The organism is Methylomonas koyamae, assembly GCF_001644025.1.
Lineage (GTDB): Bacteria > Pseudomonadota > Gammaproteobacteria > Methylococcales > Methylomonadaceae > Methylomonas > Methylomonas koyamae_A.
In genome coordinates, this window is sequence record NZ_LUUK01000157.1 from 20,646 (window position 1) to 35,088 (window position 14,443).

The 14,443-nt window shown below is 56.7% G+C and carries 2 protein-coding genes; both read right to left on the reverse strand.

The features are described from left to right. Positions 1-18: 18 nt before the first annotated feature. Positions 19-6,582 carry a type I polyketide synthase gene (locus tag A1355_RS11190; RefSeq protein ID WP_064028046.1) on the reverse strand — a complete coding sequence of 2,188 codons (6,564 nt, stop codon included), beginning with the start codon at positions 6,580-6,582 and terminating at the stop codon, positions 19-21. 2 nt (positions 6,583-6,584) lie between these two features. Next, positions 6,585-14,423, reverse strand: a complete 7,839-nt coding sequence (locus tag A1355_RS11195) for a type I polyketide synthase (RefSeq protein ID WP_064028048.1) — start codon at positions 14,421-14,423, stop codon at positions 6,585-6,587. Positions 14,424-14,443 lie beyond the last annotated feature (20 nt).

The following is a 14,443-nucleotide window of genomic DNA, read 5'->3' on the forward strand; positions in this document are numbered from 1 at the left end:
TTTGTCTGCCGACATGATTCAGAAGTGTTCCAAAAACCGGTCTATATCGGCTAATTGTTCGTCCAAGGATAATATCGGCTCCTCGCTGTTTATCGCGTTTTTTGCGTCGGCAACAGGCTCGGCGCTCGGCTCTTCCTGCTTGGGCCTAGTATCCACCAGCAAGCTCAACAGATAATCCGCCAACGCCGACAAGGTCGGATATTTAAAGGTCAAGGTCGCATCCAACGGCGGTTCGAACTCGCGTTGCAAGCGGTTGCGCAGTTCCATCGCCGTCAACGAATCCATGCCCAGCTCGAAAAATCCGCGCCTAGCGTCGATGTCGCCGGCAATCCCCAATACCGACCCGAGTAAGCGACTGACATGCTCCAGCATGACTTCCCGCTGACTATCGGGGTTTTGCCGCAACAAAGACACAATAGATTCCCCGCCGTTAGAAGCGGCCTTGGTCGCCTGCGCCTGCCCCTGTTCCCGGCGGCTCAATAGCGCTTGAAAATAACCGTCGTGATCTTGATTGCCGGCATAGCGATCGAAGTCGATGTCGATAATCGCCAGATTGGCGTCGTCGGATTCGATCGCGGTCCGCATCGCGGCCAATGCAGTATCTGTCGCCATCGGCTTGACGCCCATCGTTTGCCATTGTTGGCGGCGAATATCGTTGACCGCCGCCGCCATGCCGGTATCTTGCCAGACCCCCCAATTGATAGCGTGCGCCGGCAGATTTTGCCGACGCCGGTAAGCCGCCAAGGCATCGACAAAGGCGTTGGCGGCTACATAATTGGCCAAACCGCCGGCGGCCAATACCGACGCCGAAGAAGAAAACAGCACGAAATAATCCGGAGAGCTTTCAAGCTCCAGACTCAGCCTATGCAAATTCCAAGCGCCCGCCACCTTGGCCGGAAAAACGCTGCTGAACACCTGCCAATCGTAGTCTTGCAGCAAACAATCGGCGAACACGCCGGCACTATGGAAAATACCGGCCAAGCCTTGCCGACCCGGTACATCGACCGCCCGACGCAAAGCGTCGTAATCGCTGACGTCGACGGCTTGGATATGGATCTCGACGCTCCCCGCCGCCGCTTGGTCCAGCGCTTGCTTCACTGCCGCGGACGGTGCCGTTCTTGCCAACAAGATTAAGTGTTTGGCGCCCTGCTCGATCAACCATTGGGTTAGCTTAAAGCCCATGCCGCCGAATGCACCGGTCACCAGATAAACGCCTTGTTCGCGTATCGTCAAAGGCTGATTGCCGCCGGGAAGGCAAGACACTAAACGCGGCACGAATAGCCGCCCGTCTCGCACAGCATTTTGCAATTCGGCCTTGGCATCGGTTTGGCAAACCAGTTGGCAAGTCGGTAAATCCAAGTCCATCCCTGCTTGCAAATCGAATAAGCGGCATTGAAGCCGCGGATATTCCTTGGCGGCGACTCTGACCATGCCCCACAAGGCCGCCATTGCGGCTTGCGGACAGTCGCCGTCGACAACCGGCTGCGCACCTTGGGTCAGCACATTGAAAGCCTGTAATCCGATAGACGCCGCCCCTAAGGCCTGCAACAAATGCAAAGTGCCGGCGCAAACGATAGCCAGCGTTTTTTCCACCGCCCGACTGTCGCTGGTTTCGTCGATAACGCCGTCCAGGCCCGAACAAACCAGCACCGCATATTGGCCATTTTCTTCAGGCTCAAACCAATGTTCCAGCACGCGTTCGAAATCCCGGCGTTGGAATGGGTCCACAGTCCACGAAGCGTCGTCGTGTTGAGAAAACGCTTGGCCGTATTCTAGCCTGGTACAACGATCGCCACGCGCGATTAAATACTCAGCCAACCGGTCCGCCGCGCCTTGCTTATCGTCGACGATCAACCAATGGCGGCCGCGGATTCGCGCCGTCTGAGTCAAAATCACGCTTTGCCGGCATAGGCGTTCGGTTGCGTCTAACGGCGCGGTAATGAAGGCAGTCGACGCAAATCCGGTTTCGCTCAATAAACCCTGCCAGCCGTCTTGATCCAATAACGGATAATTCGCGTGGCGCCGTTGATCGTTGAACGCCCACCAACCGTCGGTCAACCCGAAAATCAAATCCACCCACAGCCGGGGCCGTAAACCTTCCAACAACAGCAATACGCCCTGATCGTTTAACAACTGCCGGACATGAGACAGGCTCTGGCGCAAATCGGCAGTGGCATGAACGACGTTGGCGGCGATGACCAAATCAAACTCATGTTCGGCAAAACCTTGGCTGACAGGGTCTTTGGCGATGTCCAAGGTTTGATACTTAAGCTGCGAATAGCCGGCGAAATTTGCTTCGGCCGAACTAAAAAAAGCCGACGACAAATCGGTATAGCGATACTCGAAATCGACCCTGCCGGCCAACAGCGGCAAGAGATGCCGCGTCGTGCCGCCGGTACCGGCGCCGATTTCCAAGACCCTTAATTTGCGGCCTTTGGGGATTAACGCCAACCAGCCGTCCAAGGCCTGAACCGCGCTACGGTTCAAAATCGTAAAACCTTCCGCTTGGCTATATAAAGTCGCGGCGGAAATGTTGCTGTTTTCCGGAAACAGCAACGGCAGAAAATCGATGCTGCCGTTTAATACGCCGGCCAAATCCCGCCCGCATTGCCTGAGCAGTTGCCATTCAATGCCGCTGGCTATCGAACTCTGTTCCGGCCCGGCGACCAGCGGCTTCAAGACTCGCCATTGCTCCTGTTCCAGACTCAAATATTGCGCTTGGCTTAACACCGTTAAACAGCGCTGCAGCAACTTCGAATAACGCGGTAAAACCCCTAATTGCCGCAGGCACTGCGCCAATTCGAAACCTTCACCCACTTGGTACGGAAACGCCAAATCCTGCAAGGCTTTCAGCACATAATTCAAGGCCTCGGCTTCCAAAACCTCGGCTTGGTTTTCGGCTATGCCTTGTGGCTGCGGCCAGTATTGCTCGGGGCCTTGGGCAATTTGCGCCAACCAAGCCGCGCTTGCCTCGGGGTTTATCTCGTCGCTCGGGTTAGCGACGGCTTGCCATTGAGTTTTATAAAAAAGCCCGTCTTGCCGATTGGACGGCAATCGCTTTAAGCCCAAACCTTGTATGCGGGCGATAGTCTCGCCGTCTTCGGCCAGAACATCGATATCGAAAAGCCATTGCCCTGCTTCGACACCCGTTAACCGTGCGTGCGCATGGATATCGCCCTGGCCTATCGGCCGGTAATACGTCAGCGACACCAGACTCGTTTGCACATAGGTTTCTTGGTCCTGCGGCAGCAAAGCGCCCGCCACTTGGAAACACGCATCCAGCATCGGCGGATAAAGAAAATAAGCACTGTCTCGCCGGGCGGCTTTGATCTTGCCCAGCGCCTGCTGGTCTTGCGCGGACAGGCTGTCCAGTAAGCGGTAAGCCGGACCGAAATCGATGCCTCGCTCGGCCATGGCCCGGTAATAGCGCTCGACATCCAAACCTTGGTTGAATACCGGGATAGGCGACATCGATTCAGCCGCTTGATTCAGCGTCTCTATCCTGGCGCTAAAATGGCATTGCCAGGGTAAATCATCCACACAACGCGCATAAATAGCGCAAGCGTAGCCGTCGGCATCGGCCGTCAGTAATAATTGCAGGCTCACCGCCTGCTCCTCGTCGAATAGCAATGGCGCTGGATAACTCACCTGCGCTATACGGCAAGGCAGACCGCCCAAGGCCGCAACCGCCATTTCCAAATAATGGGCGGCGGGGAGCAAGAGCTTGCCGTGGTAACGATGGTCGCGGTGGAAAGCCAGATGGCTGGCTTGCAAAACGGCGCTAAAGACTTGCTTTTCCGGCTGATCCGCAGTTTCGAATGGGTTTTGCAAAAAAGGATGCAAGGCCGGCGCTTGCGCGGCCGTTCTCGGCGCGGCTTTAAACCAGTAACGCTGCCTACTGAAAGGATAAGCCGGCACATTCAAATGACGGCCTTTAAAATCCTGATAATAAGCCTGCCAATCGATCTTCAACCCGCCGCGATAAAGCGCCGCCAGCGTATCCAGCAAACCGCCGTCGGCTTGCCGGCTATCGAGGGAACTGATGGCCTTAACCCGGCCGTCCGGGTATTCGCGTTGTACCAATTTACTCAGCACGTTTTGCGGTCCGACTTCCAACATCCCATCCACGTCGTTGGCGACCAACTCGGCCAAGGCTTGGCTAAACAACACCGGGCTGCTGATCTGCTTCAGCCAATACTCGGCACTCGCCATTTCCGCACCGATTAACTGACCGGTCAGCGTGGAAATAATGTTTTTAGTCGGCGACCGATACGCGATGCCGGCCGCGCTAGCCGCGAATTCCCGAAGCATCGGCGCCATCAGCGGCGAATGAAAGGCGCGATCGACGTTCAAGACCGCATAAGCCATCCCTTGCTGCTCCAGATAACGGCTGAAGCGGTGCAGTTCGTGTTTGGCGCCGGATACCACGGTATTGGTTTTGCCGTTGTAGCCGGCGACGCAGAGGCTACTGCCGCATTCTTGCAAGGCGAGCCCGACTTTATCGGCCTCGGCCAACACCGCCAGCATGCCGCCCTCTTCGCTCAGCGCCGCCATCAGCCGACCGCGCTGCTTGATCAGCGCCAAACCGTCTTCAAAGCTGAATACCTCCGCCAAACAAGCAGCTGCATATTCACCGACGCTATGGCCGAGCAAATAATCCGCTTCGACGCCCAAGGCCAACCAAGTCCTAGCCAGAGCCACTTGAAAACAATACAAGGCCGGTTGGGCATACTCCGTCGATGCCAACCGCGCCGCGCCCTGCTCGGTAAACAGCAATTCGCGCAAGGAAACGCCCATTTGCCGATCAAATGCCGCTTCGCAGGCAGCGAAATCATCGGCAAACAACGGCAAATCGGCGAACACGTCTAAAAGCGGGCCGTTAAACGCGCCCTGGCCGGTGAACAGCAAGGCCATGCGTCTTTCCTCGCCGGCTTGGCCTTCGCTAAGGCTTCGCAAACCGTCGACCGCTTCGGCCATATTGGTGCACGGCAAGGCCAGCCGATAGGCGAAATGATCGCGCCGCACATTGACCGTATAACAAAAGTCGGCCAGCTCCAAGCCCGGATTGGCCGACAAATAGTCGCTATAAGCCTGTGCTAGCGCGCGCAATTCGAGCGGAGTCCGCGCCGACAGCGTCAATAGCTGCCGGCGATGGCGGCAAACGGCAGCCTCGTGCGCCTGTTTCGGCGCTTCGGCGACCAAAACGTGCGCGTTACTCCCACCAAAGCCGAAGGAACTGACGCCGGCAATCCTCGGCTGGCCCTGCTCGACCGGCCAATCGGCCAATTGCCGGCTGACCGTCAGATTCATGGATTGCCAATCGACGTGCCGGTTCGGCTGCTGAAAATGCAATTGCTTGGGAATTTTTTGGTGTTGCAGCATCAACACGGTCTTGATAAAGCCGGCAATACCGGCCGCCCCTTCCAGATGGCCGATGTTGCTTTTCACCGAACCGATCGTCAACGGCGTTTGCCGCCGGCTGCCGTAAACGGCGTGCAAGGCTTCGATCTCGATAGGATCGCCCAAGCTGGTGCCGGTACCGTGCGCTTCGACATAAGCGACTTGTTCGGCTTGCAATCCGGCGGCTTGCAAGGCTTGTTTCAGCACTTGGCGCTGAGCGCTACCGTTGGGCGCGGTCAAACCGCTGCTGCGGCCGTCCTGGTTGGTGGCCGAACCCTTGATCACCGCCAAGACCTTGTCGCCGTCGCGCTGGGCATCGGCCAATTTTTTCAAAACCACGACACCGCAGCCTTCACCGCGCACATAACCGTCCGCGCCATCGTCGAAGGTTTTGCATCGCCCGTCCGGCGACAGCATGCCGGCTCGCGAAAAATTGATGCTGAATTCGGGCGCCAATAAGGCGTTGACGCCGCTGGCCAAGGCCAATCGGCATTCGCCGGCACGCAGACTCTGACAAGCTAAGTGAATCGCCACCAACGACGAGGAACACGCGGTATCGACGGCAATCGCCGGCCCTTGCGTCCCCAAATAAAAGGCCAAGCGGCCGACGGCGGTGCTATGCGCGGTGCCGGAAGCCATATAACTATCGATTTCGCGATAGTCACGGCTGGCCAGCAGATGGTAATAATCGTTGCCGCAGATACCGGCGAACAACCCAGTTTGACTGCCCATTAACGAAGAAGGCGGAATACCGGCCTGTTCCAACGCCCGCCAATGGCTTTCCAACAACAGGCGTTGCTGCGGATCGAGACTGTCGGCTTCGCGCGGCGAAATATAAAAAAACTCGGCGGCAAATTGATCGATATCGTTGAGGTATCCGCCTTGAATGCTCAGGATTTTACCGGCGGCATCGGGATTGGGATCGTAAAATTGCGCTTTGCTCAAACGCTGCTCCGGTGCCTCCCTAACGGCATCGATACCGTCGGCCAAGACCTGCCAAAAGGCGTCCAAATCTTGCGCGTCCGCATCGCCGCCCGGAAAGCGGCAAGCAGCGCCAATGACGGCAATGTCGTCCTGTTCGCGGTTTTGCTCCAATTCGGCGATAGTGGCTTTTAGCCTTCGAATTTCGACTAAAGCGTTTTTGACCAATTGCTGATAATCGGGGGCTTCGGTACTCGCCATATTTATCCTAATTCCTTCGCCAGTAATTCAGCCGCTTGTTCCAAGGACAGCCCCTCCAGTTCGTCGCCGGCCGTTTCGGTTGTCCCGGCAACCCGTTCGTCGTTTGCCAGCAGCGTCATTAAATGGCCGCTCAAGGCTTGAATCGTCGGAAAGTCGAAAATCGCCGACGCCGGCAATTTGACCGCCAAGCCTTGATTGATCTTGTTTTTGAACTCCACCGAGGTTAGCGAATCCAGCCCCAGATCGAAAAAGCCGGAATGGCGTTGACTCAAGGCATTGAGTTGCGCCACGTCCATCCCCAATACCGCCGCCAACTCCGTGGTAAGAAACTGTTTCAGCTTATGGCCGCGGTCGGCTTCGCTCAAGCGCCGCAGCGCCTGCGCATCGAATTGTCCGGAATTTGCAACCGGCACCGTTTCAATGGCGGGAGCCGCCGTACCGAAGGCCGCAAAAAACTCCCGCATCGGTGCATCCGCCAGGAATACCGGCCAATCAATGGGCAAGGCCGCCAGTTGAACCTCGTTGCGCTTTAGGGCTTCGTTTAAAATCAGCCCACCCTGCGCCGGCGAAATGTCGGCCAAGCCCTTGCGAATCCGGTCGCTCAGCTTCAGTTCGGCGGCGGAACCAATTTCCGACCAGCCGCACCAATTGATGCTTTGTCCAGCCAAGCCCCGCGCCCGCCGGTAAGCGGCAAGCGCATCCAAAAACGCATTGGCGGCGGCATGGTTAGACTGCCCGGCGCTACCGAGCAAAGAGGCCACCGAAGAATACATCAGGAAAAAGTCCAAATTGTCCGCTTGGCTGAGGCGGTGCAATAGCCATGCGCCGGTTATTTTCGGCTCCAATACCGTCCGATAACGTTGCCAATTTTGTTGTCGTAACGCACCATCGCTCAACACGCCAACCGAATGCACGATCCCCTTCAACGGTCTGCCGGTTTGCCGGATTCGCTGAAAAACCGCCTGCATGGCCGCCTCGTCGCTGACGTCGGCAATCAAGACTTCAACCTCGGCACCCCGAGCCCGCAGTTCTGTTATTTTGGCTTCGTTGGCTTTGGTAGGCACGGAGCGCCCGAGCAAAAACAGCCGCTTGGCGCCTTTTTCAACCAACCACCGCGCACTATACAAACCCAGCCCTTTCAGGCCACCGGTGATCAGATAACTGGCGTTGGCATCGCAAACGAAATCGTCGACATTGGCTTGGTTGGTCAACACGATTTTGCCGACATGTTTGGCCTGCTGCATGAACCGGAAAGCGTGTTGCATTTGCGGCCACTCGAAGCCGGTATAGGGCAAGGGCCGGTAGGTTTGCCGTTCGATATGCGCGATAACCGTTTGCAATAATTGCTGAATTATCCGCGGCTGGCTTTGGCATAAGACTCTGACATCGACCGGCCGATAATCGACAGCCGGCGCCAAGGCCGCCAACTGTTCGTCCGTCAAAAGCTCGCGCTTGCCGATCTCTAAAAAGCAACCGCCCGCTTTCAACAAGCTCAAGCCCGCCGGAATAAAATCGCCGGTCAGGCTATTGAATACAACGTCGACGCCTTCGCCGCCGCTTGCCTGCTTGACTTGCTCGACGAACGACAGGTCGCGGGAATTCATCACTAATTCGACGCCCAACTGCCGCACTTGCGGCCATTTGGCGACACTGGCCGTCGCATACACTTCGGCGCCGGCCGCCAAGGCGACTTGTACCGCCGCCATGCCGGTACCGCCCGCCGCGGCATGAATCAGCACCCGCTGTCCGGGCTGCAGTTTGGCTACCTGGAGTAAGGCGTGGCTGGCGGTCACAAAAGCGACCGGCAGGGTCGCCGCCGCCAAAGAAGGAATCGTGTCCGGCAATGCGGCGACGCAAAAAGCATCGACGATCAGTTCATCGGTAAACGCACCTTCGGCCAGGGCGATCACCCGCTGTCCGACGCTAAAATCGACAACCTCGGCGCCGCAACGGCTAATCACCCCGACGCATTCCATGCCCAGGCCTTCGCGCTCGAACGGCAGCAAACCCAGCACATCCATGACGTCGATAAAATTCAGTCCGGCGTGCTGAACCTTGATTTCCACCTGATGCGGCCCTAGCGCGGTTTTGGCCACCTCCACGAGTCGCAGGGCATCGATAGCGCCTGCATTGGCTTCGGTTACCCGCCAGGTACGCTGGCTTTCCGCGCCGTTCCGTTGGTCGATCGCCGCCAGTCTGGGCACGAAACGTTGACCGTTCCGGTAAACCTGCTGCGATTCCAGCGCACCTTGCAACAAGTCTTGTATCAACAACGCGGCACTGGCCGGCTGATCGTCAAGATCGGCAACGACACTGTTCAATTCGGGGTGTTCCAACAAGCTGACTTTATTGATCCCCCATAGGGTTGCTGCTTCCGGGCAAGTGCTTTGGTCTTGTTGATCGATGCTTTGCGAGTGCCGAGTCACGTGGCACAAAAGACTTGGCGGGCGCTCGCCGGCCAGAAATGCTTGAATCAAGGCCAAGGCGCCGACACTCATAAAACGCGTGTTCTCCATCAGCAGTTCGCCAGACCGCGACTCCGCGGCCGATAACGACAAAGGCCAGCAGTTGACCACGATATCAATGCGCTGGCGACGTTCGATGGCGGCTATCGCTTGTCCGTAATCGTCGGCTTGCTCTAGGTTAATTTGAAACTGCTTCGCCGATAACGGTTTAAATTGTTCGCCTTCAACCAATCGAAAACAAGCTATGCCCTGCTGTTCCAGCACCCGGCTTAATTGCTCGGCCAAGCCGTTTTGATCGCCCGCCACCAACCAGGTCTTCGCGACCGGCTTCGGAGCCGAAGCCAACACCAAGGCTTGTTTAAATGGCGCATCCTGATGATCCGCGACCAAGCATTCGGCCTCCAAACCCAAATCTTGCAAGGCCTGTTGCCATTGCCGGCTATTCAATAACGGATAATCCCGGCGCAGGTTATCGTTAAAGGCCCACCAACCCTCGGTCAGGCCGAATACCGCATCGATCCAAGGCGTTGCTTCCACGCCTTCCAGTAAGACTAGATGTCCGCCGCCGGCTAATAACTGCCGACAATGACTTAAAGTGCGATGCAAATCGGTCGTGGCGTGCAACACATTGGAAGCAATGACGATGTCGAAAGACTGAGCCGCGAAACCCTGTGCTTGCGGATCGGCGGCAATATCCAAGATTCGGTAATCGACGAACACGTGGCCGGCAAAGGCTTGTTTGGCCTGCTCGGTAAAATAACGCGAGACGTCGGTGAAGGTATAGCGGCATCGCTCAGCTTCCAGGGCGTTCAGAATATGGTAAGTCGCCGACCCGGTTCCCGCGCCGATTTCCAAGATGCGGCAAGCATTAGTCGTTGCCGTGCCGCGCGCCAATTGGGCAACGGCAACCGCCAAGGCTTGGTTCAGCACGGCAAACGACGGCGAGTGCCGATAAAAATCAGTAATCGCCGAAGGATTATCCGCCGGAAAAATCAATGGCAAGGGATCGCGTTCGCCCCGCCAAACCGATGCCAGTTGTTCGCCACAACGGGCCAGTAAATCGACTTCCGCCGCCAGCGCCGGATACTCCAGCCGTAACCGCTCCGCCAACGCCCTAGCCGATGAAGGCAAAGTCCGCCGAAAACGCCATCCGCCATCGACCACGTCGATGCAGCCGGCTTCACGCAAAATGGCGAGCATGCGCTCGAACAAACGGCTAAAACGCCGCTGAACGCCAGAGCTCGCCATCAAGTCGGCGCTGTCGGCATAGACCCGTGAAGGTTCCATCCCCAGTTGCTCCAAGGCCTGCAGAAAATATCCCACCGCGACTTGATTCAAGCGGCCGCCGGTGCCCTTGACGGCCTCGAAGCTTAGTCCCTGCGCAAACTCTTGCCGCAAGGTGCTAATCACCTCGCTCTTACCCGCTGCGGCTTCTTGGTGTTGCCACTGGATTCGATAGAGCCCGTCCATGATCGCTAGGCTGGCTTGAGCGGCTCGCGCGGCGACCCGTTTCAGCATCACACCGTTGAGGGCGGCAATCGCTAAACCTTCGCTGTCGTAAATGTCGATATCGACCAATAGCGCATCGTCGTAGCGCTTTACGAGCTTCGCCAAGCTCCATAATGCCGAGCCGGGCTGGCCCCATAAGGCAAAGCGCTCGATACTGAACGGCATGTAACGCTGAACCCCGTCCCGAGGCAGCAACATCAAGGCGCATTGAATGGCGGCGTCGAGCAATACGGGATGCAGGCGGTAACCGGCGCCCGGTTGATTGCAAGACGCATAGGCCAACGCACTATCCCGGCCTTGGTAGAGTTGTTCCAAACTTTGGAAACAACCGCCGAAACGGTAACCGCGTAGCGCTTGTTGCCGGTAAAAATCATCCTTGGATAGCGTTTGCAATTGCCCTTGTATTTGGAGCGTATCCAAACGCCTGTCGCCGGTCTCGCGGCTCTCTACGGCGGCAACCGAGCAGCTGAAATGTTGCCGCCAATCGCCGTCTTGGCGGCTGTAAATGGTAATGTTATCGGCCTGTTTGACGGTATGCAGCGTCAAAGCGGTTTCGGAAACGGCGCAGGCTTTAGCGACGACAATCTCTTTCAACGCCAGCCCGGTACCCGCCGCCGCGACGGCCATTTCGAGATAAGCGGCCATCGGCAAGATGACCTCCTCGTCAATGGCATGGCCGGCCAACCAAGCCAAGTCGCTTAAACCCAGACTGGCTTGATATTCGTCAGCCAGCGGCGAGGAAATAGCCTGGCCCAGCAACGGATGGCAATAGGCGGCGCTTAATGCCGCCGGTTTGGTCTGATAAACGTCGTCAAGCCAATAGCGTTGTCGCTGAAACGGATAGGTCGGTAACGAAACCTTGCTATACGGCAGACTGCGGTAAAACGCCTGCCAATCAATGTTCAAGCCTAACTCGTAAAAACGGCCGACATTTTCGGCCACCCTAAGATCGTCATCCACGCCAGGATCCAAGGCCGGCAAGCACAGGATATTTTCCGTTTGGCCGGCGACTTGCTTGGCCAAGCTCGTCAATACGCTTCTCGGTCCGACTTCCAACAATACTTGCTCGTGACTGGTAAGGCGCAAGGCATTGATTGCCCCGGTAAAATCGACCGGTTCGACGATTTGCCGCAACCAATAATCGGCATGACTCATCTGATCGCTCACCTCCTGCCCCGATAAGGTGGAAATGATTCGTATCGCCGGTTGATTGAATTGAACCTGTGCCAAGGCCAGGCTGAATTCGGGCAAAGCCCCCAGCATCAACGGCGAATGAAAGGCATGAGACACTTTTAATTCGCTTGCGGAAAAACCGGCTTGGGTTAAGCGTTCCAATAAACAGTCCACGCCGCTTGCAGAACCGGATACCACCAGCCGCTCCGGGGCGTTGAAGCAAGCGATCACCACGTCTTCGCCGGCATTCAGAAAAGGCGCCAATTGCGCTTGCCGGCAATTGACCGCCGCCATTTTGCCGTTGGCCGGTAATGCCTGCATCAGTTGGCCGCGCTGGGCCACCAGCATGACGGCTTGATTCAGGTCGAACACCCCCGCCAAGCACGCTGCGACATATTCGCCGATGCTGTGGCCTATCATGACGTCCGGCTCGACACCCCATTGCTGCCATTGTTTGGCCAACGCATATTCGAGCGTAAATAATGCCGGCTGAGTCAGCCCCGTTTGTTGCAGTTTGGGTTCGGAACCGTCTTCACCGAACAATACGTCCACGATAGAGCAATCCAGATAAGCGGCGAACAATTCGGAACATTCGTCGAAAACCTGCCGGAAATAGCTACGGCTAGCATAAAGTCCCCGCGCCATTTGCAAATATTGCGCGCCTTGCCCGGTAAATAAAAACGCCGTTTCCGGTCGAGCGCGTATCGAATAGCCTGCTTGGTCGCAATGATTTAATTTCTCCAGCAACTGCTCGCTATTGGCCGCGGCAACCGCCAATCGCTGACCGAAATGCTGTCTTCCGGTTGCCGCAGTCGCGGCAATGTTCAACAAATTGAGCGACTTACCCGCCGTTAGGTATTGCTTGTAGTCTTGAACCAGCGCTTGCAAGGCCTCGGGCGTTTGCGCCGATAACGGCAATACGCAGGCTAAATCTATAGCCTCCGGGCTTTCGGTTTCCTCGGCCTCGGCAATAATCATGTGCACATTGGTGCCGCTAAAGCCGAACGCACTGATCGCTGCGGTTCTGGGTCTGTCGGCTTGTTTGGGCCAATCCATGCCTTCCAACGGTACCGTAGCTGGAATTTCGGCCAACGGAATGCGCGGATTGAGGTGTTTGAAATGCAGATGCGGCGGGATGAATCGATGTTTCAGCGCCAAACACAATTTAATCAATCCGGCTACGCCGGCCGCCGCTTCGGTGTGGCCAATATTGGTTTTAACGGAGCCTATCACCAGGGGATTGTCCGCCGTCCGGCCCTCGCCGTATATTTTCGCGACCGACGCTATCTCGATAGGGTCGCCTAGTGGCGTTCCGGTACCATGCGCCTCCAACACCGAAACCGCCACAGCCGGTAGCTCGGCATCAATCAAGGCTTGCCGCATCAGCGCTTCCTGCGCCAAACCGTTCGGCGCGGTAATGCCGTTGCTCGCGCCGTCTTGGTTGACGGCGCCGCCTTTAATGACCGCGAAAATCTGGTCCCTATCGCGAACGGCATCGGCCAACGGTTTTAACAACACTAAACCGCAACCTTCGCTGCGCACATAGCCATCCGCCTCAGCATCAAAGGTTTTACAACGCCCGTCGGCTGCCAGCATGCCACTTTTGGAAAAGGCCATCGTCAAATCGGGCGCCAGCATTAAGTTGACGCCGCCGGCCAACGCCAAACGGCAATCGGAGCGACGCAAGCTTTCACAAGCCTGCCGGACCGCCAGCAACGACGAGGAACAGGCGGTATCGACACTGACGGCAGGGCCGTTAAATCCGAAAAAATAAGCCAAACGTCCAGCGGCCATCGCCGCTGAATTACCGATGGCATGATAGACGTCGTAATGTCTATCCCGATTTCTTTCGGCCGCCAGCAACTCGTAATCGTGCCCTGATAAACCGACGAACACCCCGGTCTGTTGAGCCGACCGCGGATTAATCCCCGCCTGCTCGAACGTTTCCCAAGCCGTTTCCAATAATAAACGGTGTTGAGGGTCTATTAAACGCGCCTCGCGCGGCGTCACATTGAAGAACTCGGCATCGAATCGATCGACATCGTCAATAAAACCGCCGTACGGATTGGCATCGGGCTGGTAGGACCGGTAATCCCAACGTTCCGGCGGTACTTGGCCGATACCATGCAAACCGGCGCGCAAATACTGCCAAAAGCCATCGGCCGAACGAACGCCGCCAGGAAAGCGGCAAGCCATGCCGACAATCGCGACGTCGAACGGCCGCTGTTGTGCTGTTAGCTTTTCCGTTGCAACGGATTCGGTAAGACCGAGCAATGGACGCATTGCCGTAGGTTTCGCAAAATCGCCGTTAAAGTAAGCCTTGATCGCATTGGCCGTGCCGTAGGAAAAGAAAAACATGGGCTCTAATTGCAAACCCAATTGTTTGCTTAACCGGCTGCGCAGTTCCAACAAGTCTAAGGAATCCAAGCCCATTTCCATTAAGGCTCGGTCCGGAGCAAACATCGATTTTCTGGATTCGCCGAGTATCGTCCGTATCGCTTCGTCGACGATTTTAGCTGTAAAAGCCGCATCGCCCGTCGTATCCGCCACTTTGGCGTCTTGGCAATAGCGTTCCGCCCCAGCCATCGAATACCGGACTAAAATGCCGTAGCCCTGATTTTCAACGTCATCGGGCCAGTAATCGGCAATCGGCTTGACTACTTCGGCTCCGTGATGAACGTGAAAATGCAGCACCGTATCCCATTGCCCGCTAT

Bases quoted from the DNA above. Each gene is read 5' to 3' on its own strand.
- A1355_RS11190 (WP_064028046.1), bottom strand. From the start codon at position 6,582: ATGGCGAGTACCGAAGCCCCCGATTATCAGCAATTGGTCAAAAACGCT.